Consider the following 25,547-nt stretch of genomic DNA (forward strand, 5'->3'; position numbering starts at 1 on the left):
CTCTCACGACATTCGCGTATGCACACCGACGGCGGAGACGACTCCCACGCCCACCCCTCGGCGCGATCCTGCGGGTCCCGGCCTGAGCACCGCGTCGCGGTTCAGCCGCAGCGGGCCGGCACCGCCGAGCACGGGCGGCGGCAGCGGGACGAACGCGGTGTCCACGCCGACCGTGGACCGGGAGCCGACCACGAAGCCGGCGCCCCCCGTCCGTACCGCACCCACCGTGTGCGCGGGCGCCTGGCGCTCCACCAGCCGTCGCAGCGCCCGCACGTCCGCCGATCCGGCGGGCAGCAGCACCCGGAACCGGTGCGCGTGCGCGGTCAGCGGATCGCTGTCGGGCGTCCCGAACGCGCGCAGCGGCGCGGCACCGAGTTCCGAGCCGCCGATCCGGAAGCGGCTTGCCGAGCGGCCGAACAGCCGTACGCTGCCGAGCCCTTGACTCTGCCCCGGCGGGCACCCGACGGCCGCGCGCAGGTGCGCCCAACGGCGGTCCCCGGCCAGCTCGTCGACGACCGGGACCACCCCGAACACGATGCGCACCGCTTCCCGCAGCGCCCAGGGCGTGCCCCGGCGCCGGTACAGCTCGGGGACCGCGGCGAGCAGCGCGCGCCGGGTCGGCGCGTCCCAGCCCGCCTCGAAGGACAGACCGAGCAGTCCGGCGAGCCACGGCAGCACCCGGTCCGGTACGCCGGCCGGGTCGAGGAGCGCCGGATACCGCTCGACGACCCGGTCCACATCGGCGAGCGTGGCGTCGAACAGCGACAGGAAGCGCTCGGTGAAGTCGTCGGCCGCGGGGTCCTGGCGGAAGGCGGGCGGCAGCAGGTCGGCGCTGGTGACCCGGGGGAAGTCCAGCCGGATCCGGTGCACGACCGGGGTCGCGCCGCCGTCGCCCGTCAGGCGCAGCCGCAGCCGCAGGAAGCGGCCGGGCGGCTGGTCGACCAGGAAGTCCGTGGCCCCGGGGGCCGATGCCTGCCAGTCGCTCTGCTCGTAGCGGCCGTCCTCCGTCACCACGATCGCGACGGAGACCGAGGTCCCGGAGGGCACCTCGGCGTCGACGCGCACCCGGTGCCAGCGGCAGCGCGACTGCCCGCTGTCGATCAGGGTCGTGAGGTACGAGCCGCTGGTCAGGTAGGTGTCGGTGCGCGGCGGCAGGGGGTCTCGGGGCAGGCCCTGCCAGGTGTGGCAGTGGGCCGCGGGCCCGTCGGGGCCCTTCTCCTCCAGGCAGAACCCGTCCTCGTCCGCCGAGGTGAGCGTGGACGGCGAAAGCGCCCCGGCCAGTTCGTCCGCGGTGACGGTCCGGAAGGGCCGGCCGTGCCCGCCCCGGTGGATCCGCACCCGGACGCCGTCGTCGGTGAGCAGCCAGACCGTCCGGTCGTCCCCGACGCGCAGGCCGACGATCTCGCCCCGCACCCCGGTACGCAGTACCCCTCTGCGTCCGCCGGCCGAGTCGAACCGGCGCAGGTCCGTGCTGCCCCGGGTGGCGAGGAGCACGTCGTCGCCGGGCCCCGGCGCGGCGAGGACGGGCCCGGGCACCCGGATCACCCCGGCGAGCTGGGCGCCGTCGCGGCGCCACACGAGCACCCGGTGGGACTCCACCACGACGAGGCGGTGTCCGCGCGCGGCGACGGAGACCGGCCCGCGCAGCGGGTCCGGTTCGCACCCGGGCGGCCATACCGGGCCGAAGGCGCCGCCGCACGGGTCGCGGCGGAGCAGCCGCCGCTCGCCGGGGACCAGCAGGTACCAGCCGCATGGACCGCAGGCCGGGGCCAGGCGCGGGTCGGGAAACCACGGCAGGAGCTGTTGCCTGGTGGGTCCCTCCGGCGCGCCGCCGCGGTAGGCGAGCCGGAGTCCGGCCGGTTCGCCGAACCGGACGATGCCGCCGGTGTCCGGCTCGCTTCCGGCGGGGGTCTCGTCCCAGCCGGTGTACCCGTCCAGGAGGCGGAAGGTCGCGGGGTGCGGTGCGCACGTCATGGCCGGTCTCCTACCGGGATCAGCAGCGGGCGCTCCGGCCAGACGAGGTCGTGCGGCCCGGGCGCGTGGTCGGTGCAGGGCGGCAGCCGCACTCCGTCGACGGTGAGCGAGAGCCGGGCGACGGCCAGCACCCCGTCGACCGCGAGGAGGCGGCGGACCAGCGCGGTGTGCCGCAGCACGCCGCCGAACGGCCAGCCCGCGCCGTCCTCCCCGCCGCGCAGGGGGTCCAGATAGCCGCGCACCGCGTCGCCCGCCCTGGTCAGGACCGCGGCGCGGTCGAGGTCCGGGTCGAGGGCGACCCATGACTCGACGGCGACCCGGCGGTAGGCCACGGGCGCGGCGACCACGGTGACCCCGGCGGGGGCGGCCTCGCGGGTCAGGTAGCCGGCGACGGCCCGCAGCGTCGCGGCGGTGGGCACGGGCGGCTCTCCGCCGTCGTCGCCCGGCGGCACGACGAGGACCCCCACGACGCCGGGGATCGGCACCCCGGCGTAGTCGGGGTGCAGGCCGGGCACGCCGTGGGCGCGGGCCACCGAAGCGCCGGGCGCGCGGGTGGCCAGCAGGCCGTAGTCGGCCGGGGCCACGGCCCGGCCCCGGGCCCGCAGTTCGCCCACCCCCCGGCGGACCGCGTCGGCGTCGGGCTCGGCATCCGTGCCGCCGGAGGCCGGGAAGGGGTTGTTGACGCCGATGACGTACGGCAGGGCGGTCACCACCGAGCCGATTGCGCCCGCGCGCACGGCTCCGGCGCTGCCGCCGCCCACGCGGTAGCGCACGGCGCGGACGTTGCGGAATCCGGGCGGTACGGCCGCGCCGTGCACTCCGTCGCCGAAGGTCACCTCGCCGCTCTCGTGGTCGACGGTGAAGACCCGGTCGTCGGCGCCGTGGCCGGCCAGGCTCTCCACCTCCCGCCAGCGGGAGGCCGCGCCGGCCGTGGTGCCGAACAGGTCGGCGCCGGGATCGTCGTCGACCTCGATGACCAAGGAGCCGGTCAGGACGGGCAGTTGGCTGAGCCTCATACGGCGCCGGCCGCCGGCCCCGGCGTCCTCGATCGGCTGCAGCGGCTCGTCCCTGATGGTGCGGGCGGCCGTGGCGGCGACCATGTTCAGCCGCAGCCCCGACAGCACCGGCGCGGGCCCGCCGAAGGCGCCGTGCGCGATCCGCAGCCGCAGCCAGCGCAGCGGGGGCCTCGGCCGGGTGCCGGGCGGGCTGCCCGGCGCCCATGAGCGCGGCACCCGCAGTTCGACGGTCCCGCTCGCCCGGAACCCGGCCGTCGAGTCGCGCATTAGCTCGGCGGGGACCAGCCGGGTGCCGTCGAGCACGTCCCAGCGCAGCAGGGGCGCGGGCGACAGGGGTTCCGGGCCGCCGGAGCCGGCGGGCGCGGGCGGGGCGGCGAGGACCACGAAGCCCAGCGAGAGCCGCGGGTAGGGGGCGGCCGTCCCGGCGAGCCCGATCCACAGGCCGTTGCCGGGCTCCGGGTCCCGGCCGAACGGCGCGAAGGAGCGGCTGGGTCCGGCCGGTCCCAGCGGCAGGGTCTCCAGCGTTCCGCCCTCCTGCACGGTGAGGGCGGCGAGGGTGGCCGGGGTGGCGTGGAGGTCCTGGTCGGTCTCGTACACCACCTGCCCGGTGGGGCCGGACGCCGCGCTCTGGAATCCGGCGGGTACCAGGACGGAGGTGCCGTCCGGGGGGTGCACGGTGAATTCCAGCAGGGCCGTCGCCGCCCCGGCCGGGCGCCGCCGCACCCCGGCCTCCGCCAGGTGTTCGGCCAGCACCTTCTCGGGCAGCCGGTTGACGCGCGTGAGCACGGGCTCGGCCTGGGTGCCGAAGAGGCGGACGAGCGCGACTCCGGCGTCCTGCCGGTCGGGGTCGGTCCAGTCCGGGGTGTAGCCCGCGATTCGGCCGCGTACCGCGGCCCGGACCGCCTCGCGGGTGGCGTCGGTCAGCTCGGGCTGGACGCCGGTGGGCCCGGGGCCGGGCACGACCCGTCCCTCCTGCTCCCGCGCGGCCTTCTCCCACCACACGTCGCCGGTCATGCCAGTCCCTCCCCCGGTTCGGCGGCGGGCACGATCCGCGTGCGGACCGCCCGCAGGACGGGTAGTTCGCCGGGCCCGAGCGGCACTTCCCGGCAGTCCTCGTCCGGGTCGGCCCCGTCCAGGCCGATCGCCACGGCGAAGACGTCCGCGAGGTCCCCCAGCGCGCGGTGCGCGGCCCGCAGCAGCGCCGAGGGGCGCAGGGGCTGTCCGAACGGCCAGCCGTCCTGGTCGTCGCCTCCGACCAGCGGGTCGAGGAAGCGGCGCAGCGCCTCGGTGAGCCGGGCCGACACCCGGGCGCGGTCGGCGGGGTCGCCCGACAGGTCGGCCCGCAGCACCACGTCGCGGTAGCGGGGCGCGCGGACGAAGACCTCGGCGGTGAGCAGCCGCCCCTGCTCCAGGTGGGCGGCGACGGCGCACAGCATGCCCGGGTCGGGCCGCGGCGCGGCCACGAAGTCCTCGCGGGCGGGGTCCTCGCGCGGCACCGCCGGGACGAGGTGCACGGTCACGGCGCCGGGCACCGGGGTGCAGGGGAAGCCGGGGTGCTCGCCCAGGGAGGCGTGGGCGCGGGCGACGGCGACGCCCGGGGTGGCGCGGGCCAGGGTGGTGAAGTCGTCCACGGTGACCGCGCGGGTCACCTCGCCGAGGGAGGCGGCCGCGCGCTGCCGCGCCTCGGCGACGGTCTCCGCGTCGGCGCCGCCCTCGGCGCGCACCAGATTGGCGGCCGTGATCGCCGCCGGCGTGTCCCCGGCCGGTACCCAGTTCGCGGTCATGCCGCCGTTGCCGTCCCGGCCGCCGCCGATCGCGTACTCGACACTCGCTTCCTGGTACGGGTGGGGGATGCGGCCGGTGAGTCCGTCGCCGAACACCAGCGCGCCCTCGGTCCGGTCCAGTACGAAGACCCGGTCGGCGGGCCCGCCGAAGGTGAGGTCGGGCACGGCCCGCCACCGCTGTCCCCCGAGCCGCAGGCTCGCCTCCAGCAGGCGCTCGGCGGCCTCGGGCAGCGCGAGGTGCTGCCCGGGCAGCTTGAGCCAGGCGTCGGTCTGCTCCCGGAGCTCGTCGCCGCTCGCGGTGCGCCGCCGGCGGTGGTGCGCGGCGGACGCGTTGACGGCGAGCCGGAGCAGGCGCGGCGGGGCGGCGTGGGTGGCGGCCGGGGTGGACACCACGATCCCGCTGTCCTGGGTGGTCCAGCCCGCGGGCGGGTGGAGGCGCACGATCCCGGACCGCCTGAGTCCGGCCGTGCCGTCCTCGACGCTCTCGAACGGACCGCGGGCGTCGGTCCCGGGCCGGTACCAGGACCAGGTCAGCTCGGCGGGCGGCGGTACGTCGGCGACTGCCCCGGGCAGCCAGGCCGGCGCGGACGCGGCGGGCGCGTCCAGCTCGAACAGCAGGCTGAGCGGGCCGGGCGCGAGGTGCGCCCCGGTGAGCGGCAGGGTGAACCGGGCCTCGGCGGGGGCCCCGTCGGCCGCGAGCAGCGGGACGCCGCGGCGGGCGCGCAGGTCCGCCGTGCGGTCCCGGCCGGTCCATACGGTGACCTCGCCGTCCTCGGCGAGCGGGAAGACGGCCACGTCGTCGTCGAGGGTGAAGACGATCTGCCCCGCCGGGTCGCGGGTGAGTTCGGTCCCGGCGGGGACGGCCGGGACGGCGGTGCCCGCCTGCCGGGCCGCGACGCCCAGCACGGTGGCGGCGGGCCGGGCGGGGTGCGGGGGGTCCAGGCCGAGCAGGCGCAGTACGGCGACCACGAGTGCGTCGGGCACCTGGTCGAGCCAGTACAGCCGCTGTTCGAGGAGGTAGGCGAAGAGTTCGAGCAGGGTGACACCGGGGTCGACGGGCGCGTGGAGTGTCCAGTTGCCGTCCGACTCGGCGGGGACGCGGCGGCGGATGGCCGCCATCATGTCGGCCCAGGTGAGGTCGTCCAGCTTGGGCGCGGGCAGGGTCATGGCGTCCCTCCCGGGGTACCGGCGGAGCCGGTGAGCCCGGCGTAGAACGGGAACACCAGGTTCGCCTTGGTGTTGCTGCGCCGGATGCGGTAGACGACCGAGACGGTGATCCGCCCCTCGTCGGCCGGGTCGGCCTCGGCGCGGACCTCGTCCAGCTCCACCCTCGGTTCGTGGTCGCGGACGGCGGCGGCGATCGAGTTCTCCAGGTCGCGCAGGTTCTGCACACCGCCGGGCGCGAACACCAGCTCATGGGCGCGGGTGCCGAGTCCGGGCCGCATGACCCGCTCGCCGGTGCCGGTGAGCAGCAGTGCCCTCAGGCAGTGCTCGATGCTCTCCTCGCCGACGGCGTACCCGAGGCGGCCGGAGGCGTCGGGCAGGATCGGGAAGCGCCAGCCGGTGCCGAGGAATGACTCGCTCATGCCGTCCTCGCCTTCTTGGCCAGTACGGCGGGGGTGAGCGGCGGGGCCGGCGGGCCGGTGGGCCCGGCGGCGGACGGGTGGGTGTGGGTGTTGAACGCCTGGAGCAGCGCGTTGCCCAGCACCAGGGGCTCGGTGGCGCCGCCGCCGAGGTCGATGGAGGGCGAGTCGACGGTCACCTTGGGCGCCTTGAGCGTGACCTCCCCCTGCGCGGTCACGGTCACGCTGCCGCCCTCGGCGGCGGTGATCCGGATCGCCTTGCCCTGGTCGTCCAGCTCCACCACGTGCCCGGCGGCCGAGGTGATCCGCACGGCGGCCTTGTCCGCCGCGTCGTCGAAGAGCACCTCGTGCCCGTGGCTGGTCCGGATCGTCTTCTGGTCGCGGCCCTGGACGCGGGCGGCCGGCGGCTTGTCCTCGCCGTTGTAGAGGCCGCCGAGCACGATCGGGTACCGCATGTCCCCGTGTACGAAGGCCACCAGGACCTCGTCGCCCTTCTCGGGCACGAACACCGTGCCGTAGCCGTTGCCCGCGTAGAGCTGGCTGACGCGGATCCAGTCGGTGACCGTGACGTCGTCGAACCAGGGGAACCTCACCTTGACCCGGGCCTCGTCGTCGCCGTCGTTCTCCACGACGATCGCCGAGGCGACGCCGTAGTACCGCTTGTCGGTGCTGCGGGCCCGCGGTGTGGTCCTGATGCTCACTGGTCCCCCTGGTAAATGCGCCGTCCGGTGAACTGGGTGAAGAACCCACTGGTGTTGAGCGTGTGCTCGACGCGTTTGACGAAGTACATGCCGGAGAAGCGGCGCCCGAGGCCGTGGATCTCCAGGTTGTCGCCGGGCCGCAGTTCGGGCAGGCCCGCCACCTTGCCGGTGGCGGTGATGAACTCGTACGCCCGCTCCCGCAGCAGGCTGATCGCCAGTTCCCGGGCCTCCTGGTCGCTGCCGACCGGCGCGTCGACCAGGACGTCCTGGCGGCCCTGGAGGGTGGACTCGGCGACCTGCGGCCCGCTCTGCCCGTCGGCGCTGTTCTGTCCGGCCGGCAGGTTGTCCGCGGTCGCGGTGAACGCGATGGGCTGTTTGGTGCGGGGGTCCCAGCCGCGCACGGTGACCTTGCTGACCTGCTGGGAGACGGTCAGCGTCGGGGTGAACTCCAGCAGGTTGGGGATCAGCCCCTCGGGCTGGGCGGTGGAGTCGGTGGTCAGCCCGGGCGCGTAGGCCAGCCGGTACACCCGGACGGGGCGTCCGTCGCGGCCGTCGGTCGGTCTGATGAAGTAGAGCGTGTCCTCGCCCGTTGTGGGGTCCGGCAGGATGTAGCAGTCGAAGTCCAGCCGCTTGGCCCGCTCCAGGAGGAACGTCGCGTCGTCCTGGTTCTTCTGCACCACCAGGTCGTGGGTGGGTCCCTCCCGGGTGACCTCGGCCCGCAGGTGGTTGCGCTGGGCGATCTGCTCGGCGATCCGCCAGTCGGGCTGGTTGCGGTAGATCTTGGTCTCGTTCTCGGTGGGCTTGCGGTCCTTGAGCCGCAGCAGCCCGTCCACTCCGCTGACCTGCACGGTGGGCGAGGCGCTGTCGGTGAACTTCGGGCTGAGCGTGGAGATGGTCCCGGTGGCGACGGTGAGCAGCTGGTCGGCGTAGCCGAGCCGCACCGAGACCCGGCCGCCGAGCCGGAAGGCCGGCGAGTCGCTGTGCTTGAACCGCAGGCCGGCGTCGTCCCAGTTGTTGAGGGTCAGGTCGAAGCCGGACATCTCGTCGATGTCCCGGTTCACCTTGATGTCGATGATGTCGTTCTTGGTGGACGGGTCCATCTCCAGGCCCTCGATGCGCACGTCGAACTCGGGCGCGTACCGGTCGGGCGAGGCGGCCTCGGGGGTGGGGGTGCTCATCGCGCGCTCCTCACGGCAGCCGGGGCACGGTCAGCACCCGGCCCGGCCGCAGGTCCCGGGGGTCGGTGATGCCGTTGGCGCGCGCCAGCTCCCGCCAGGCGTCGGGCCGCCGGTACAGCGCGTGGGAGATGGAGCTGAGTGTGTCGCCGCGGCGCACCACATAGCTCTTCTCCACCGTGGGCGAGGAGCGCGGCGTGGCGGCGACCTGCACGGCGGCGGTGCGGTACTCCTTGAGCGAGAGGTCCAGCACCGCCCGCAGCGGTACGCCGTCCGGACGGAACATCTGGTAGCTGACGTCCAGCTTCTCCACGACGCCGGTGAAGACCTCCTCGTCCCACACGAACCGCACGACGGGCGGGGCGTGTTCGCGACTGTCCGGCCGCAGCAGGTTGCGCAGGGCGTCGACATAGGTCCTGCGTACGTTCTCCAGGGTGTCGGAGGTGTCGACGAGCGCCTGGACGGTGAGGGTCTCCGTGCCGCCGCGCACGTACTGCAGCGGAGGGGTCTCCAGGCCCGGGATGGTGATCTCGGCGAAGGTGTTGCTCTTGCTCAGCTTGTAGTCGGTGGGGTTGAACCGCAGCGGGATCCGCCGCCGCCGCTCGTCGGCGATCACCGGCCGGACGATCTCCAGCCGGGCCTGGGCCGCGCCCTGCCGGGCGAAGGACACGGGTGTCACGCTCATGACTGGCCCTCCCCGTCACCGAAGCGGCGTTCGGCCGCGGTGTGGGCGGCGCGGGCGCAGGCGTCCTCGTACAGCTTCGACCAGGCCTGGATGTGCTGGTTGAACAGGCGGGTGAACACGGCGCCGTCGTCGCCGTCCACCTGGAACCGGACTTCGAGCTGGTGAATGGTCACCTTCGGCACGACGGTCACCTCCCTGGGTTCAGTTGTGACAAGCCGCTCGCCGCGGCGTCCGGCAGGACCTTGACCAGTCCTTCGTGGGCGATCTCCAGCGACTCGACGGCGACCGCGTTCTGCTCCGCGTGCAGATCCGGGCCGGTCCACTTGGCGGCGAGACCGCCGTGGAACGCCCAAGCCGCGCCGGGCACCCCGTCCGGGCCGAGGACGATCACCGCGCCGTCGCGGCGGGCGCCCAGCGAGTCGCCGAGCCCGGCCTGGTACCAGGCCCACAGGCCCGCGTCGCGTACCACGCCCCGCTTGAGGGTGATCCGGTTCCACGAGTGGCGCAGCGGAAGCTGGTGCACCGAGTCGTTGCGCCCGCCCTCCGCATAGCTCGTCACCTCCAACTGCGCGCCGAGACCCGTGACTTCCTGGAAGGCGCCGGACGCGACCAGCGGCAGCAGCAGCGCCTGCGCGGGGGGCAGGTAGGCATCGCCGGGGTCCAGGGTGACCAGGAACCGGTACTTCGGTAGCGGATCCTGCATCATGCCTCGATCACCTCCAGGCCTCGGTCCTGGCCGAGCACCAGACGCAGCCGGATGAACTCCATGGGGACGGCCGGGGCGGCCTCGATCTCGCAGACGAGTTCTCCCGGGTCCTGTCCGGGCGGGTTGTCGGTGCCGTCGCACACCACCCGGAACGCCTGCTCGGGCCGCGCCCCGGCGAGCGCCCCGGCCCGGAAGGCGGACAGCAGCACCGAGGTGACGGCCCGCACCAGCGTCAGCCGCAGCTCCGGGGAGTTGACGTCGAACACCAGCGGGCCCGCCACCCGGCGGACGGCGCGCACCAGGAGGTGCACGAGGCGGCGGTGGGCGACGTAGCGGCTGCGGGCGTCGGCGGACAGGGTGCGTCCGCCCCACACCGTCAGACCCCGCCCGCGGGTGCACCGCACCAGGTCGACGCCCGCGTCGAACAGCCGGGCCTGCTGCGGCTCGGGGAAGTCGTCCGCCAGGTCGACCGCCTCCAGGATCACGGCGTTGGCCGGCGTGTGGTGCGCTCCGCGCTCGCCGTCCAGGCGGGCGATGACGCCCAGGACGTGCCCGGAGGCGGGGACGGTGCGCAGCCCGTGCCGGTCGGGGACGCGCAGCGCCGGGTGGTAGACGGCCGCGCAGTCGAGGAGCCGGTCGTCGCCCGTCGCCGTGAGCGATCCCACCCAGTCCACCACCTCGTCCACCGAGGACAGCCGGCGCGGTACGTCCAGGACGGCCAGCCGGTCGTGCAACGGGGCCACGCTTCGCAGCAGTTCGAGCACCACGTCGGTGTGTGCGGTTCCGGACAGGTCGGTGCCGAGGTCCGGCAGCGCCACCAGCGCCGGTTCCGCGAGTTCGGCCTGTACGGCCACGGCGTCCTCGTACTCGGCGCGGGTCGGCGGGGACTCGGTGCCGCCGGTGAGTGTCAGGTCCCAGGACGTCGAGATCGGACCGGGCCGGCCGGGCGGGGGCGGGGGTCCGTCCGGGAGCAGCCGGACGAAGCGGGAGGCGGACAGCCGGTCCACCGCCTCGAGGAGCGGCAGGCCGGGGAACACCTCGGGTGACTCGCCCGGCACGGTGACCCGTACGCTCACCGTCGGCGGTCCGGCGACCGTGCTGGCCTGGTAGCGGATGGCGAGTCGCGCGCCGTTGGCCCAGGCGCCCGGGCTGGTGGCCGCCACCCGGTAGCGCGTGGCGGGGAACCCGCTCAGCGGACCGACCGTCCACCGGGTCCGGGCCGTGGTGGCCGGCCCCGACACGCGCAGCACCCAGGCCGTGCGGCCGCCGTTCTCGAAGAAGCCGCGCAGCGCGTACGGGGTGGCGAAGGCGCCGTCCCGCGGGGCCGCCCCGCCCGGCGGGCTCGCGGGGGGTCCGAAGGCACCCATGACGTCGTTCCAGCTCTCCACCCGCACCGGCGCACCGACCGGTCCCCGGCCGAACCGGCCGAGGAACGCCGCCACGTCGGTGCGCAGCGGCTCCGCCCCGGACCCGCGCGGCGCGAGCGTCAGGGACACGCCGGGAAGCGCTTCACTGGCCATGTCAGGCGTCGATCTCCAGCTTCTCGACCGCGAGGACGAGGGTCTCCATGGCGATCTCGTTCTTGGTGGCGCTCAGGGTCGGACCGGTGTACTTGGTCGGCCAGCCGCGGTCGAAGTTCCAGCGCATGGCCTCCTGGCGGTTCTCGTCGAGGAGCACGATCGAGCCGGAGGTGCGCCGCACCTTGCCGTTGAGCGCCTCGACCACCCAGTTCCAGAAGCCGGCATGGCCGGTGATGCCGCGCTTGAAGGTGAGGTTGGTGTACTTCTTGAGCCCCGGGATCTTGCGGACGGTGATGTCCTCGCTCCCGTTGCGGTACTCGATCGGCGGGATCTCCAGTTCCAGGCCGCTGGCCTCGGTGAAGGACCCGCTCACCGCGACGCCGTCGTCGCTGACGTTGGTCACGATGATCTGGAAGTTGTAGGACGCGTATGGATCGTCCCTGGTCACAGGCGGCATGGTGGCCCCTCCTCGGTCCTCGGTCGGATGCTCAGGCGAGCTGGGTCTCGCGGGTCTTCTGCTGGATCCGGAAGATCACGAACTCGGCGGGGAAGACCGGCGCGACGCCGACGACGCAGATGAGACGGCCGTTGGCCAGGTCGTCCTCGGTCATCGTGGTGCGGTCACACGCGACGAAGAACGCCTCGTCGGCGGTGGTCCCGGCGAGCGCGCCGCTGCGCCACACCGTGCTGAGGAAGTTGGTGACGGTCTGGCGGACCAGGGCCCACAGCGACTCGTCGTTGGGCTCGAAGACCACCCACTGGGTGCCCTCGTCGATCGACTCCTCCAGGAAGAGGAAGAGCCGCCGGACGTTGACGTACTTCCACGAGGTGTCCGAGGAGAGCGTGCGCGCGCCCCACACCCGGTGGCCCAGGCCCGGGAAGAACCGCAGCGCGTTGATCCCCTTGGGGTTCAGCAGGTCCTGGTGGCGCCTGGTGATGTCCTGGGCGAAACCGTCGGTCTGCCGGATGCCCCGGACGACCACGTTGGCGGGTGCCTTGTGCACGCCCCGCTCCACGTCCACCCGGGCGTAGATGCCGGCCATGTGGCCCGACGGCGGCACCTCGACATCGCGGTTGGCGGACGGGTCGCGGGTGACCAGCCACGGGTAGTACAGCGCCGCGTACTTGGTGTCGAACGGCTCGCGGAACGCCTGGATCCCCTCGAGGTCGAGGCCGTCGCGCGGGTCGAGGATCGCGAACCGGTCCTTGAGCAGTTCGCAGTGCGTGACCAGGCTCGATGCGACCGTGCCGGACCACATGCCGGGCACCGCGCAGACCGCGACCTCGTCGATGTCCTCCAGCGCGACGATTCCCGTGCGCCGTCCGCTGCCGCCGTCGGCGCCGACGAAGTCGGCGGGGCTCAGGGACTCGTACGCGTCGTCGCCGTCCGCCAGGGACAGCCAGGAGCCGGTCGCGGGCACCGGGAACTTCGCGGGGTCGGTGGACAGGCCCGGCAGCGCGGTGGCCCGCACCAGTCGCGACCGGACGGCCAGGGCGGTCACCAGGTTCGACGGGGTGTCGCCGGTGAGCCGGAGCCCCGGGAAGGTCTCGGTGACGGTGGCGCCGCCCGGGTCGGTGAACCGGGTGCTGACCTCGGCCTCGACCAGATGGATCCGGTCGGTCTCGAAGAACGTCCCCGGTACGTCGCGGTCGAAGGTGACGGCGTCGCCGGTGACCGTCCGGACGGTCACGGCGGTCAGGGTGGTGCCGTCGTCGAGTTGGACGACCGCTCCCTCGTACAGCCTGCTCGCACCACCGATCCTGAGGGCCGGCCCCGCCTCCAGGCTGCCCCGGCGCACCCGGCGCACGGTGAGGCCGGCCTCCCACGCCGGGTGACCGGTGCCCGCCGGGAGGGTCAGGGTGACCTTGCCGTCCGCGGGCCGGCCGACCACGGCCTGGTACCGTTCGGAGCCGATCTGGGCCCAGACGTCGGCGGGCAGGTCGTCCGGGTCGAGCCCGGGCGCCGCGGCCACCTCGACCGCCCCGCTGTCGGCGGCCGCGTCCGCGACGAGCCGGGTGACGAACAGCGTGCCCTCCTGCGGGTCGGGCAGGACCGGCAGCGCCGCGCCGACCAGTGGCTGGACCCGGACCTGGACGCCCGATCCCCATGTCCCGGGGCTGTTGGCTGACAGCCGCAGTGTCTGCTCGGTACCGCGCTCCCCGACCTGGACGTAGTCGCCCCGGGCCGTCCTGACCTCGGCGGGCAGAGGGGCGCTCAGTGTGATCCGGCGCCTGGACATGTCGTAGCCGGAGACCGTGGTGGTGTGGACGGCCTGCTGGTCGTCGCCGCGGAAGACCTGGATCTGCTGTCCGACGCCGGTGAAGCCGACCAGGTGGCCCAGTTGCAGGCTGGTCGCGCCGCGCGCGGCATCGGTGACGAGCGGGCTCACCAGGCCCTGCCGGAGGACGCCCGAGGCGGGCTTCGCCCCGGCGCCGACGACCCGCTTGATGTAGAGGCGCTGGCCGCCGTTGTCGAAGAATCCCTTGACGGCCAGCGGGAACAACCACCAACGGCCGCCTTCCGAGGGGTTGTTCGCCCACGCGTCCCGCACGGACGCCTCCGGCTCGGGCAGGAAGCCGCCGAAGGTGTTCTGGAACTCCAGGAAGTTCGTGACGAGTTTGGGCTTGCCGGTGTACGGCCCGCGAGCGGTGACCCCGACCATCCCGGCGGTGCTGGTGCTCACCCCCGCGATCGGCCGCGGCCCCGCGTCGATCTCCTCGATGTAGACCCCGGGGCTCAGATACTCGGCCATGGAATGGGCTCCTCACTGCTCACGGATCTCGATGACGTGCTGCCGCTCCGCGCCCTGGGGCAGATGTACGAGGAGCGACCCGGTCCGGCCCGGCCGCTCGACGGCCTCCAGGCGGAATGTCTCCTCGACCGCGTGCTCGACGGCTCTCTCGCCCTCCCAGCGCAGGGCGAGCCGGAAGGCTCCCCGGGCGTCGGAGAGCGTGCGTTCGTGCCACGGTGTCAGGTCCTGGCCGGTGCGCCCCCGGGCCTCGACGAGCGCGTTCGCGACCGGCGCCCCGCCGGCAGCGTCGACGACGACGCCGTGGACCGTGCGCGTTGCGGGCGGGTAGGGAAAGGAGACCGACGGCAGCAGCCGGACCAGCCGCGGCGAGACCTCCGCGGCGGGCGGGTGGGTGTCGTCATACGGGTGGACCAGGAACTCGACGCCGACGAGGCCGGCCGAGAACGGGTGGCCGTCGGCCGGGTACAGCGGCTGGTAGCCGGCGGCCGCGAAGAGGGCCCGGTGGCGCTCCGGCCGGGCCGTCCACGGCTCCGCCCGCCTGCCGAGCCCCGGAAAGGCGAGGGATCCGCTGGGTGTGCGCACCGCCCGGTCGTCCAGCGGCAGCCAGCCGTCGGCGTCGTCGAGCCGTTCGAGGCGCACGTCCACGCCCGCGGCACGCACCCGCCGTGCGTGGTCGTCGAACGGCACCAGCCAGACGGGGCTGTAGAGCGTCGACCGGGCGAGGGGCAGGAAGGCGCTCATGGCGTCGCCGGCCCCTCCAGGGTCCGGCTCCGCACTGGCCGCACCGCCGTCTGGACGGCGGAGTCCAGGTTGACGACGCGGACCTCGTAGTTCAGTGAGAGCCGGTACGGCTTCTGGATCGCGTACCAGACCCAGGACTTCTGGTCGAGGGTCAGCGGTGTCAGGGTGAGGTGCAGCGAGTCGACGCTGCCGGCCAGGCCACCGGTGAGCTGCGGGCCGTCCAGGATCGCGTCGTCGTAGAAGGTCTGCAGAGCGCGTCCGAGCATCCGGTGCTGGGTCGCCTGGTCGCCGCCCCAGGGAGTGATCAGGTACCGCAGCAGCAGCGCCATCGGCGGTTTGCGGGTGGCCGGCGGTTCGGGCGGCTGGGAGCGCACCGGCGGGCGGTTGCGCGAGGTGGGGTCCTCGGCGATCTCGTAGAGGAACACCGTGAGTTTGGGGGGCGGTGTCTGCACCGTCTCGGACAGGTCGTTCAGTTCCGCGATCGGCGGTTCCACCCGGCTCAACCCGCGCAGGGCCCGCGTCAGCGAGCCGACGACGACCGACGAGACATCGGCGATCACACCGAAGTCACCCATGCGAACACCCCCCTTGGCCCGGACGTGGCGCCCCTGTCTGCCGCAACGATGGGGACTCCCCCGTGATCCGTCCGCGACTCGCCCGTCGCACCGGCGTCACCCGCGCGTCCTCGCCGGGTGCCGTAACGCCGCCGGACACGGACGGACGACGTCGGGGTGACACTCGTGGGGAACACTCGGTCTCCCATGGAGACCCCTTCACAGCGGTCCGGCGTCCTCATCCTGCGGGTGTGGGTGGAAGGCGACAGGTCGGACGGCTTCCGCGCGCGCATCATCCGGATCGTCGACGGGGAGCAGCAGCCGCCCACGGCGGCGGACCAGACCGCCGACGTCTTCCTGGCACTGCGGACCTGGCTCGATGAGCTGCTGGAACGGGAACGGTGACGTTCCGGCGACGTTCCGTTGATCCTGCGGTGACGCCGTCCTGCTAATTCTCGACCCGGCGGCCATAACTCGCCCGTAATATGGCTATGACAAGCCGACGAGCCGAACGAAGATCACCCGCCGACATCGGTACCGGGGGGCGTCGATGAACGGACAATCACACTTTATTACCTTGAGGCTGCTCAAGGGCTTCACACTCGTGGTCGATCAAGCACGTATTCCGGTTTGTTCCAGCACTCAACGGCTCCTCGCATTCCTGGCTCTGCAGGGGATGCCGCGATCCCGTACCTACGTGGCCGGAATTCTCTGGCCGGATGTCACGGCGTCGCGCGCCAACGCGAACCTGAGATCGTCTCTGTGGCGAGCGGCGCGCACGGGTCACCCCGTCATCGACGCGACCGCGCGCGAACTGGCCCTCTCCCAGCACATCGTCGTCGACCTGCACGAGGCGATGACTCGCGCACACCGGCTGCTCGACAGGTCATGCCCGTGCGACGACATCCTCACTCTGCAGACGCTGACGGACCTGTCGGCGGATCTCCTGCCGGAATGGCCGGATAACGACTGGATGATGATCGAGCAGGAGCAATACCGTCAGCTCCGGCTTTACGCCCTGGAAGCGATGACCGAGCGGCTGACGTCGGCCCGTCGCTACGGCGAAGCCGTCGCCGCGGGACTGGCCGCCGTACGTACCGAACCGTTACGGGAAAGTGCCCATCAGGTACTTATGAAGGCGCATTTAGCGGCCGGCAACAGGGGTGCGGCACTGCGCCAATTCGAACTCTGCCGCCGCATCCTGCGGGAGGAATTGGGGCTGGAACCCTCTACTTCGCTGCGTGACCTCGTGCCGCTGCGCGGCGAGCACGGCGAGCAGTCACGGCCGGATCCCTACAGCGGCTAGCCCCCGGGGCCTCCCGGCCGTCCCGTACGGGCGGACGCCTCCGTTCCGCCCGTACGGCCAGGCGGTGTGCGCCCTCGGCCTCCGACGCCCCTCCGGCACCACGAGGCCCACGCCGTCCCCGAGCGCATCGTGCCGCGGCCACGCGACCCCACCGAGGAACGGACCGGGCGGCGGCCTCCTCCCCCCTCCCCCGACCTGCCCTGCCGCCATGTGCCGCACGGACACCTCGACGCCCTCCGCACACCGCGCACACGCACACTCCACACACTCCACGCCTCACGAGGAGCGCCATGACCGCCTTCCACGCTGCCGTCGTCCACCCCGACCAGTCCGTCACCTACTGCGGCGAGGTGAGCCAGGCGCACGTCGACGAGGCACTCGCCATAGCCGCCGTCGAGACCGCACCGTGCTCCGCCGCCCGGCACCCGCGGCGCCCCGGCTCGGTCTTCGTGCTGCGCGAGGACGGCGACCTCGACTGGTACGAGCCGGTGGACGCCGAGCCGTTCGTCATGCGCGACCCGGACCAGAAGCCCCGTACCGTGGGCGGCCACCCCACCACCGACGACCCGTCCATGGCCGGCGAGCGTGTGCGCGGGCGCGCCGGCACCCGATGGATCTCCGGCGCGATCCGGCTCGGCGACGGCGTCATCGGCGGGGCGATGGACACTCCCGGCAATCCGCCCCGGGTCGTGCACCACACCACGGAGTGCCCGGCCGGGGGCAGATATCTGGAGAGCGCCGGGTCGTACCTGATCCGTGTGGCCTCCGAGCCGCAGCTGATCTACTGCCCGGTGACCGACCGGGTGGGCCAGTTCGGACCGCTGCACCTGAGCGCCCGGGCCCTGCGCAACGACGGCGCCCGGCGGACCAATCGCGAGGGCAGGGTCTGCGTCCAGATCGAGGTCCTCGGGCGCGCCCGCACCCCGTGGACCACCGGCTGGGATCCGGCGAAGAAGCCGGGCTGGCAGAGGATCCTGGCCGCCGTCCGCTCCTGGGGCGTGCCGGACGTGTTCCCGGCGGGACGTCCCGCGGCGTACCCGGGGCCGGGCAAGTCCCGCTCGCGGTCCGTCTGGCGGTCGGAGGGCGGCCACTTCGGGCATGTCGACGTCCCGGGCAACGACCACGGCGATCCGGGGGCGATCGACACCGCCAAGGTGCTGTACCAGGCCCGTCCCATCCCGCCGAAGCCGGCCAGGCCGAAGGTCAGCGTCGCCCACCTGGTCGCCGCCGCGAAGAAGGACGTGCCGGCCCGGGACGGGCACACCACCTACCCGGCCGAGGTCCGCACCGTCGAGAACGCCCTCGTCGCCGAGGGTCTCCTCCCGCGCGGGTACGCCGATGGCTCCTTCGGCTCCAAGACGGTCTCCGCGTACGCGGCCTGGCAGCGCAGCAAGGCCGGCGGCGCCTACACCGGCGACGCCGCCGACGGCATCCCCGGCATCGCCTCCCTGAAACGCCTGGCAGCCCGGCACGGCTTCACGGCGACGGCCTGAACACCTATCGGTCGATTCGACGGTCGTCCGGGGCGGGAGGAGGGGGCTCCGCAGCCCCGGACCCGGACGCGACCGAGGTGGCCTGAGCAGCAAGATCCATCTCGCCTGCACGGCGACCTCGGTCCACGCCGGATGCACGCGCGCCGAGCCTGTCGTACGCTCCCAGGACCGCTGACGCCGCCGGGGTACGTCCCCAGGCCGGCGGGGCGGACCGGTGCCCCGGGGCGCGGCCGCCTGCCGGGGAGCGGTGAGTGGCGGGCGGCCCTGTCCAGGGGTGAAGCTGGAGGTGCCCGCCGGGCAACGGGAGAAGCCCGTGAGCGGCGCTCCTTTCGGTGCCTCGGGTCCGGCGCTCCTTTCGCGGTCGGATCCGCGCGCAGGGACGCCGGTGCGGTCGGGTGACTCAAAACCCGGGATCGGGGAACCGGAAGTGGTGCCCTGACCCATGAGGGGCGGACGGGTGCCCGGACGCCCGGCTTGCTCACCGGAAGAAGGACCACGATGGCGCACGAAGAGGACGACGGGCGCACCGACGGCGACGGTGTCACCCGCCGCCGTCCGCTGCGTGAGTGGCACGTCGAGGAGACGGTCGAGGTCGCGGTGCCGGTCCGGACGGCCTACAACCAGTGGACGCAGTTCAAGACGTTCCCGCGCTTCTCGGCCGTGGTGCGTGACGTCGAGCAGATCAGGCCCACCGTCACCGCGTGGACCATCGGCTACGGCCTGCTGCGCCACCGTTTCCTGGTCGAGATCGTGGAGCAGGACCCCGACGCCTATCTGGCCTGGCGTGGCCTTGAGCAGCACCCCACGCACGAGGGCGAGGCCGAGTTCAGGCCCACGGGGTCCGGCGGCACCGCGATCACGGTCCGGATGCTCCTGCGACCGCACGGGGCCGCGAAGATCCTCACCCGCTCCCCCGGGATCAGGGGACTGACCGCCCGGCTGGTGCGCGCCGAACTGGTCGACTTCCAGCACTTCATCGAAGGGCTCGGCCAGGAGGGCGGCGCCTGGCGCGGCACCATCCGCAACGGCCGCGTCCAGCACGACACCCCGGAACCGCCCAGGAGCCGTGTCGCCCAGTGGCCCGTCGGCTGACCCGCCCGCCCGCACACGGCAAGAGAAAGGCCAAGCGATGCAGAACCCGCCCGGTCAGGAGCCGGAGACCTCCCTCTCCGTGACACCGCCGAAGAAGTGGGCGGCCGGGGTCCCCGCCGTCGTGCACGCGCTGGAGTACTCCCTGGAGCAGACCTCCCCGCGCAAGACCGGGGTCGACCTGCTCACCATGAACCAGGTCGGCGGGACCGACTGCCCCGGCTGCGCGTGGGCCGACCCCGCCCCGGGCCGGCGCCATCGCAACGAGTACTGCGAGAACGGGGCCAAGCACATCAACGACGAGGCCACGACGCGCCGGATCACGGCCGACTTCTTCCGGGAACACAGCGTGTCCGACCTGGCCGCCCGTTCCGACATGTGGCTCAACCAGCAGGGCCGGCTCACCGAGCCGATGATCAAACGGCCCGGATCGGACCACTACGAGCCCATCGGCTGGAACGACGCCCTGGGCGTCCTCGCGCAGGAACTCACAGGACTGGACTCGCCCGACGAGGCGGTCTTCTACACCTCCGGCCGGGCCAGCAACGAAGCCGCTTTCGTCTTCCAGCTCTTCGCCCGGGCCCTCGGCACCAACAACCTGCCCGACTGCAGCAACATGTGCCACGAGTCCAGCGGCTTCGCCCTGAACGAGACGCTCGGCGTCGGCAAGGGCACCGTGAGTCTCGACGACCTCCACCACGCGGACCTGATCTTCCTGGTGGGACAGAACCCGGGCAGCAACCACCCGCGGCAGCTCTCGGCCCTGGAGGAGGCCAAGCGCAACGGCGGCCGCATCGTGGCGGTCAACCCGTTGCCGGAGGCGGGGCTGCGGCGCTTCAAGAACCCGCAGAAGCCGCGCGGGGTCGTGGGGCGGGGCACCCAGATCGCCGACCGCTTCCTGCACATCAAACCGGGCGGGGACCTCGCCCTGTTCCAGGCACTGAACCGGCTGCTGCTGGAGGCGGAGGACGCGCGTCCCGGCACCGTCCTGGACCACGACTTCATCAGCGCCCACACCTCCGGTTTCGAGGACTTCGCCCGGCACGCACGCACCGTCGACTGGGACGACGTGCACGCGGCGACGGGACTGACCCGTCAGGAGATCGAGAAGGTCCGCGACGAGGTCCTGCGCAGCGAACGCGTCATCGTGTGCTGGGCGATGGGCATCACCCAGCACAAGCACGGCGTGCCCACCATCCGGGAGATCGTCAACTTCCTGATGCTGCGCGGCAACCTGGGGCGCGCGGGCACGGGCGCCTGCCCGGTGCGCGGCCACAGCAACGTCCAGGGCGACCGCACCATGGGCATCTGGGAGCAGATGCCGGACGTCTTCCTGGACGCCCTGCAGAAGGAGTTCGGCTTCGACCCGCCGCGCCCGCACGGCCTGGACTCGGTGAACTCGATCAAGGCGATGCTGGAGGGCCGCGTCAAGGTCTTCCTCGCCCTGGCCGGGAACTTCGTGCGCGCGGCGCCCGACAGCGAGGTCACCGAGAAGGCGATGCGTTCGTGCCGGCTGACCGCCCACATCTCCACCAAGCTCAACCGCTCGCACACCGTCTGCGGCGACACGGCCCTGATCCTGCCGACGCTGGGGCGCACCGAGCGTGACATCCAGGCCGACGGCGAGCAGTTCGTCACCGTCGAGAACTCCATGAGCGAGGTGCACACGTCCCAGGGGCGGCTCGCACCGGCCTCGCGCATGCTGCTGAGCGAGGTCGCCATCCTGTGCCGGCTCGCCCGGCTGACCGTCGACGGCGTGGGGGACATCCCCTGGGCCAGGTTCGAGGGCGACTACAACACCATCCGCGACAGCATCTCCCGGATCGTGCCGGGCTTCCACGACTTCAACGCCCGGGTGACCCGTCCGGGAGGCTTCCAGCTGCCCAACCCGGTCAACGAGGGCGTGTTCCGGACCGAGACCGGCAAGGCCCGGTTCACCTGCAACGACCGGGTGGTCCCCCTGGCCCCCCAGGGGCACCTGCTGCTGCAGACCCTGCGCTCGCACGACCAGTGGAACACCGTCCCGTACACCAACAACGACCGCTACCGCGGCATCCACGGCAGCCGCCACGTCATCCTGGTCAACCCGGCCGACCTGTCCGAACTCGGCCTCGTCCAGGGCGACCGGGTGGACCTGGTGAGCGTCTGGGAGGACGGCAGCGAGCGCCGGGCGGAGAACTTCGAGGTCGTGTCCTACCCGGCGGCCAAGGGTTCGGCCGCCGCCTACTACCCGGAGACGAACGTCCTGGTGCCGCTCGACAGCGTCGCCGACATGAGTAACCAGCCCACGTCGAAGGGCATCGTCGTCCGCCTGGAACCCACGGGCGACCAGTCCCGGCCGGCACCCGTCTGATTGGGCCCGGGACGGTCGTACCCCGGGCGGGGCCCGCGGACGCACGGCGGTGACGTGCCGGCGGCCGGCATCAGGGGCGTTCTCGCTGACGCCGTGGATGCCGAAGTAGGCGATGGGCTGGGCGCCTCCGTCGTATCCGCTGATCTGTCCGCCGGAGACGACCGGGACGGCCCGGATTGTTGCTGTTGGCCGTAGCAGGACCAGGCGGTCCCGCTCGCGCCGCCCGGGGCCACGTCGACGGCGGTTCCGCCGCGCCAGTGGAAGGCGAAGACAACTCGACCGGCTGCCACTGCTGGTTGGCGCCGGAACAGTCGCCGCACTGGACGACGTTGCCGCCGTCGGCGGTGGAGGCGCCCTGCACCTCCACCGCCTTGCCGCTGGCCGACGGGGCCGCGTCCGGCTGATCAACCGCAACCGCCGCCGGCAGGGCGGCGGTCCGGGACTACCAGCGATGCCTTCCCGGTGGGGCGGGAGGAGCCGCACCGTAGGTCGTCATCGATGCACCCTTTCGTTCGTGGAGGGTCTCGTCAGGTGCGGGTCCAGCGCTGGTTGCCGCTGTTGGAGCAGGTGTAGAGCTGGAGCAGGGTGCCGTTGGCGGTGCCGGCCCCGACGGCGTCGAGGCAGAGGCCGGACTGGACACCGACGACGCTTCCGTCGGAGTTCAGGCGCCATTTCTGGTTGTCGGCGCCCCAGCAGGTGTAGATCTGGACCTTGGCGCCGTTGCCGGTGCCGGCGGCGTCCAGGCACTTGTCGCCGTAGATCCGGAACTCACCGGCGTCGGTGTACGCCCACTGCTGGTTGGTGCCGTTGTGGCAGTCCCACAGCTGGACCTGGGTGCCGTCGGTGGTGCTGGAGTTGGGCACGTCCACGCACCGGCCCGAGGCGACGCCCTTGAGCGGCCCGGAGTCCGAGGGGTCCCCCGGGTTCCCGGGGTCGGTGCCGGTGCCGGCGTTGAGGGCGTTGAGGACGGCGGTGTAAGCGGGCTTCTTGCTGCCGTCGTTGTTGAACAGCAGCGGCGTGTCACTGGACCGCCAGGAGTCGCTGTCGCGCACGCCCCAGACGGTGATGCCGAGGCAGCGCGTGACGGCCAGGCAGTCGTTGGTCACGCTGGCGTAGGTCGAGGCCGAGGCGCCCTGGATGTCGAGTTCGGTGATGGCCACGTCGACGCCGAGGGCGGCGAAGCTCTGCAGGGTGGTGCGGAAGTTGCTGTTGTACGGGCTGCCGCTGTTGAAGTGCGACTGGAAGCCGACGCAGTCGATCGGCACGCCGCGCTGCTTGAAGTCCCGGACCATCGCGTACACGGCCTGGGTCTTGGCCCAGGTCCAGTTCTCGATGTTGTAGTCGTTGTAGCAGAGTTTGGCGGCCGGGTCGGCGGCGCGGGCGGTGCGGAAGGCGACCTCGATCCAGTCGTTGCCGGTGCGCTGCAGATTGGAGTCGCGCCGGGCGCCCGAGTTGCCGTCGGCGAACGCCTCGTTGACGACGTCCCACTGGGCGATCTTGCCCTTGTAGTGGGCCATCACGCCGTTGATGTGGTCGATCATCGCCTGGCGCAGCGTGCTGCCGCTGAGGCTCTGCATCCAGCTCGGCTGCTGGGAGTACCAGGCCAGGGTGTGGCCGCGTACCCGCTTGCCGTTCTGTACGGCCCAGTTGTAGACGCGGTCGGCGGCGGTGAAGTTGAACTGGCCGCGCTGCGGCTCGGTGGCGTCGATCTTCATCTCGTTCTCGGCGGTCACCATGTTGAACTCACGGTTGGCGATCGTCGTGTACGCCGAGTCGTTCAGCCTGCCCGAGGCGATGGCGGTGCCGAAGTAGCGGCCGCTCTGTGCCGCCGCGGCGCCGAGTGTGCTCTCGGCGGCGTGTGCGGACGGCGGCGCGACCAGCGCGGCGACCATGGCGAGGACGCCGGCCACCAGCGTCAGCAACAGGCCGCGGATCTTCCGGCGGTTGACGAGTCTGGGAAGGGCGTACGAGCCCATGACTGTGCCTCCAGGGTAGGGATCACGGAAGGACGGAAGCGCGGGGGCGCGTCGTCCGGTCATGGCACCGACCTCACCGGGACGTGAGGGGGTGGCGCGGGTGCTTGCCCAGGCGGCCGAGCGGTTCGGCATGCCGAACTTCGGCCGGTTGTTCAGACAGGGATGATTGAGCTTTTGACGGTGGATCGTCAATACAAGTTACAGAAAAAGTGTCCGCCAGTTGTCCGAAACTTTCGACGACTCGACCGAGGGTGCGGTCTACGGCCAGATCAGGGGTGGGGCCACGAACGGACGGGGCGCCCTCCCGGCTCGCGGGGTCCGGAACGCCGGAACTTTCTCGAAAGTTTCGATACAGCTGCGATCTGCTGAAGGGCTTCGCATACGACGGCTTCGTAGCCGTGGCCTGGCCGTCGCCTGGCGCAAGGGATCGTTATCCGGGAGGGCCCCGCCTTCGGCCGTGCCTATGCGGCCGAGCGTCGGGAACCGGCTCGGGCACGGCGGCGTCTGCTGTGGCGCGCGGTCCAGAGCCGGGCGGAGCCGACCGGCGTCCGGGTACGGCTCGCCACGGCCGAAAGGGCGTGCCAGGACCGGATCGACGCAGCCCAGCGGGGGCTGGACGAGGCCCTCCGCCCCGGACCGGGCAGGTCGTGGGTGAACTGGGCAGCCTGGTCCTGCGCGAGCACGCGCTGTGCATCAGCGACGACACTCAACTGCCGCTGACCGGCGTGACGGCGCCAAAGGTCGTCCCGTAGGTGGCTCGTCCCTTTCTTGGGTCCGCGGTCGGTTTCAGGTCAGTACCATCCATCGTCGGCCGTCGATGAGTTCTCGTGCGGCGTCGAGGTGTCCGGCGTGGCACGCGGTCTCGGTGATGACGTGCAGCAGGACGTCCCGTACGGTGTGCAAGTGCGGTTCGCCGAAGAGGTGGTGGGGCCACCAGGCCAGAGGGGTGTCCGCGGTCGCAGTGGCGACGGCGGTGTTGGCGAGGTCCGCCTCCGTGCGGTATCGGTCGAGTACCTCGGTATGCGGCACGTCAGGGGCCACCTGCCAGGCGTCGTCGATGTCGTCGAGGGCTTCGATGACCACGGGATCGCCGGTGATGACGGCACGGAACCAGAACCGTTCGACGTCGAGCGCGAGGTGCTGAACCAGCCCCAGGCAGTTCCATCGGGACGGCAGCACGGGCCGTCGCAGTGCTTCCGGGTCCAGCCCGTCGAGTATGCCGAGGACATGGCGGCGCTGAGCGTTCAGACAGGACAGGAGAACGTGGATCTCGGTGTTGGCTGTCGGGGACACACTCGCGGTCACTGTGCGACCTCCCAGGGGAGGGTGAGCTGAACGCGGGAGCCGGCGTTCGGGTCGGCAACGCGCGCGGGGCCGATCAGCGCGTGTGCCGCGGTGGATCGCAGCAGGTTTGTCAGAGGGGTCACGGCTACAAAGGATCTACCAGTGGCTGCCCGCTGCATAGGTCGCACCAGGTATCTCCTCATGAGCAGGCCGAGACCTGTCCGGTGAGGCACAGGTGGTGCAGACGGGCGATGTGAAGGGGCGGATCTGATCCACACGGGCCGACCCCGGGGTCTGCCGCTGGAGGACCGCCTCCTCGGCCGCCCCGGAATCGAACCGGCGCCACTCAGCGGGTCAATCACCCTGTCGGCACCCATGTGGGGGCGCCACCGCGCAACCGGCGGCAAGCGCGCTGGCCGGTACCGCCTGCCGGCAACAGACATCCGCCTCCTCCGCGGCAAGGACCTGCTGAAGCACGCCGACGCCCTGCACTCCGTATACACCGAAGCCTCCTGCGCCCCACCCTGGAACGAGGACGAGGAGCGGACAGTCGAGTTCGTGGGCCGGTTGGTGGACAACGTCCACCGCCCCGGGTTCACCGCGCCGCTCGCCTTCGCCGGAGCCGGGACCACCGGCTTCGCCACCGCGCGGTCTTCCTCAGCCCCCGCCACCCGGCACGCGCTCTGCCGCTCTGAAGATCCGGACCTACGGAAACATCGGGTTCACGTCAAGGGGAATCGGTGGTAACAACCACTTCCTAGCGTGACGGGCCGTGGGATCACCGTCGTATGCGGAGCTGCCGGAGACAGCTTCTGACGGCCCGTAGGCTTCCCCGTTCTGCCAGTGACGCCACG

At 72.5% G+C, this 25,547-nt stretch carries 23 protein-coding genes; 5 read left to right on the top strand and 18 right to left on the bottom strand.

The annotated features are described in order from the left end of the window. Positions 1-3 precede the first annotated feature (3 nt). From ACH4OA_RS30545 to ACH4OA_RS30610, 14 genes are read right to left on the bottom strand one after another with little or no spacing between them, the layout of a single operon-like run. Entirely contained in the window at positions 4-1,974 is a 1,971-nt protein-coding gene (locus tag ACH4OA_RS30545) for a phage tail protein (RefSeq protein ID WP_397972486.1), read from the bottom strand. Further along, positions 1,971-4,004, bottom strand: coding sequence for a putative baseplate assembly protein (locus tag ACH4OA_RS30550; RefSeq protein ID WP_397972489.1), 2,034 nt, complete (start codon positions 4,002-4,004; stop codon positions 1,971-1,973). Before ACH4OA_RS30550 ends, ACH4OA_RS30545 begins: the two co-directional genes overlap by 4 nt. Beyond that, positions 4,001-5,941, bottom strand: coding sequence for a putative baseplate assembly protein (locus ACH4OA_RS30555; RefSeq protein WP_397972490.1), 1,941 nt, complete (start codon positions 5,939-5,941; stop codon positions 4,001-4,003). The genes ACH4OA_RS30550 and ACH4OA_RS30555 overlap by 4 nt, the downstream gene beginning before the upstream one ends. Next, entirely contained in the window at positions 5,938-6,360 is a 423-nt protein-coding gene (locus ACH4OA_RS30560; RefSeq protein WP_397942710.1) for a GPW/gp25 family protein, read from the bottom strand. Before ACH4OA_RS30560 ends, ACH4OA_RS30555 begins: the two co-directional genes overlap by 4 nt. Then, a complete protein-coding gene (locus ACH4OA_RS30565) occupies positions 6,357-7,058 on the bottom strand; it encodes a phage baseplate assembly protein V (protein WP_397942708.1) in 702 nt (233 codons plus the stop codon). Before ACH4OA_RS30565 ends, ACH4OA_RS30560 begins: the two co-directional genes overlap by 4 nt. Continuing rightward, entirely contained in the window at positions 7,055-8,236 is a 1,182-nt protein-coding gene (locus tag ACH4OA_RS30570) for a phage late control D family protein (RefSeq protein ID WP_397942707.1), read from the bottom strand. Before ACH4OA_RS30570 ends, ACH4OA_RS30565 begins: the two co-directional genes overlap by 4 nt. A 10-nt stretch (positions 8,237-8,246) precedes the next feature. Next, positions 8,247-8,918 carry a LysM peptidoglycan-binding domain-containing protein gene (locus ACH4OA_RS30575; RefSeq protein WP_397942706.1) on the bottom strand — a complete coding sequence of 224 codons (672 nt, stop codon included), beginning with the start codon at positions 8,916-8,918 and terminating at the stop codon, positions 8,247-8,249. Then, positions 8,915-9,109, bottom strand: coding sequence for a putative phage tail protein (locus ACH4OA_RS30580; RefSeq protein WP_397948714.1), 195 nt, complete (start codon positions 9,107-9,109; stop codon positions 8,915-8,917). Before ACH4OA_RS30580 ends, ACH4OA_RS30575 begins: the two co-directional genes overlap by 4 nt. Beyond that, complete coding sequence (locus ACH4OA_RS30585; RefSeq protein ID WP_397948712.1) at positions 9,106-9,624, bottom strand: phage tail protein; 519 nt, start codon at positions 9,622-9,624, stop codon at positions 9,106-9,108. The genes ACH4OA_RS30580 and ACH4OA_RS30585 overlap by 4 nt, the downstream gene beginning before the upstream one ends. Next, positions 9,621-11,144: a phage tail sheath family protein gene (locus tag ACH4OA_RS30590; protein ID WP_397972493.1), complete on the bottom strand. Its 1,524-nt coding sequence runs from the start codon at positions 11,142-11,144 to the stop codon at positions 9,621-9,623. The genes ACH4OA_RS30585 and ACH4OA_RS30590 overlap by 4 nt, the downstream gene beginning before the upstream one ends. A gap of 1 nt (position 11,145) precedes the next feature. Continuing rightward, positions 11,146-11,601: a phage tail protein gene (locus ACH4OA_RS30595; protein ID WP_365876955.1), complete on the bottom strand. Its 456-nt coding sequence runs from the start codon at positions 11,599-11,601 to the stop codon at positions 11,146-11,148. Positions 11,602-11,632: 31 nt separating this feature from the next. After that, positions 11,633-13,897 (bottom strand): phage tail sheath family protein, encoded by a 2,265-nt coding sequence (locus ACH4OA_RS30600; protein ID WP_397972495.1) that lies wholly within the window; start codon positions 13,895-13,897, stop codon positions 11,633-11,635. A gap of 12 nt (positions 13,898-13,909) precedes the next feature. Further along, complete coding sequence (locus tag ACH4OA_RS30605) at positions 13,910-14,638, bottom strand: carboxypeptidase-like regulatory domain-containing protein (RefSeq protein ID WP_397972498.1); 729 nt, start codon at positions 14,636-14,638, stop codon at positions 13,910-13,912. Continuing rightward, positions 14,635-15,213 carry a DUF4255 domain-containing protein gene (locus ACH4OA_RS30610; protein WP_397942694.1) on the bottom strand — a complete coding sequence of 193 codons (579 nt, stop codon included), beginning with the start codon at positions 15,211-15,213 and terminating at the stop codon, positions 14,635-14,637. The genes ACH4OA_RS30605 and ACH4OA_RS30610 overlap by 4 nt, the downstream gene beginning before the upstream one ends. 186 nt (positions 15,214-15,399) lie before the next feature. Between ACH4OA_RS30610 and ACH4OA_RS30615 the strand changes: the two genes are divergently transcribed. The 5 genes from ACH4OA_RS30615 (at position 15,400) to ACH4OA_RS30635 (ending at position 21,433) form a co-directional block, all read left to right on the top strand. Further along, positions 15,400-15,597 carry a hypothetical protein gene (locus ACH4OA_RS30615; protein ID WP_397942692.1) on the top strand — a complete coding sequence of 66 codons (198 nt, stop codon included), beginning with the start codon at positions 15,400-15,402 and terminating at the stop codon, positions 15,595-15,597. Positions 15,598-15,769: 172 nt separating this feature from the next. Next, a complete protein-coding gene (locus tag ACH4OA_RS30620) occupies positions 15,770-16,498 on the top strand; it encodes a BTAD domain-containing putative transcriptional regulator (protein WP_397972501.1) in 729 nt (242 codons plus the stop codon). 290 nt (positions 16,499-16,788) lie between these two features. After that, positions 16,789-17,991, top strand: a complete 1,203-nt coding sequence (locus tag ACH4OA_RS30625; RefSeq protein ID WP_397972503.1) for a peptidoglycan-binding protein — start codon at positions 16,789-16,791, stop codon at positions 17,989-17,991. Positions 17,992-18,489: 498 nt separating this feature from the next. Then, positions 18,490-19,083, top strand: a complete 594-nt coding sequence (locus ACH4OA_RS30630) for an SRPBCC family protein (RefSeq protein WP_397972506.1) — start codon at positions 18,490-18,492, stop codon at positions 19,081-19,083. A gap of 37 nt (positions 19,084-19,120) precedes the next feature. Next, positions 19,121-21,433, top strand: a complete 2,313-nt coding sequence (locus ACH4OA_RS30635) for an FdhF/YdeP family oxidoreductase (protein WP_397972509.1) — start codon at positions 19,121-19,123, stop codon at positions 21,431-21,433. Positions 21,434-21,503: 70 nt separating this feature from the next. Here ACH4OA_RS30635 and ACH4OA_RS30640 read toward each other — a convergent pair whose 3' ends face one another. The 4 genes from ACH4OA_RS30640 to ACH4OA_RS30655 form a co-directional block, all read right to left on the bottom strand. Then, positions 21,504-21,800 (bottom strand): hypothetical protein, encoded by a 297-nt coding sequence (locus ACH4OA_RS30640; RefSeq protein ID WP_397972512.1) that lies wholly within the window; start codon positions 21,798-21,800, stop codon positions 21,504-21,506. Positions 21,801-21,960: 160 nt separating this feature from the next. After that, positions 21,961-23,409 (bottom strand): endo-1,4-beta-xylanase, encoded by a 1,449-nt coding sequence (locus ACH4OA_RS30645; protein WP_397972516.1) that lies wholly within the window; start codon positions 23,407-23,409, stop codon positions 21,961-21,963. A gap of 786 nt (positions 23,410-24,195) precedes the next feature. Further along, a complete protein-coding gene (locus ACH4OA_RS30650; protein WP_397948699.1) occupies positions 24,196-24,702 on the bottom strand; it encodes a DUF664 domain-containing protein in 507 nt (168 codons plus the stop codon). Between the two features lie 8 nt (positions 24,703-24,710). Continuing rightward, positions 24,711-24,836: a hypothetical protein gene (locus ACH4OA_RS30655; protein ID WP_397972517.1), complete on the bottom strand. Its 126-nt coding sequence runs from the start codon at positions 24,834-24,836 to the stop codon at positions 24,711-24,713. Positions 24,837-25,547: the final 711 nt, after the last annotated feature.

Origin of the sequence: Streptomyces sp. NPDC017095 (assembly GCF_044332325.1) — a bacterium.
Classification (GTDB): domain Bacteria; phylum Actinomycetota; class Actinomycetes; order Streptomycetales; family Streptomycetaceae; genus Streptomyces.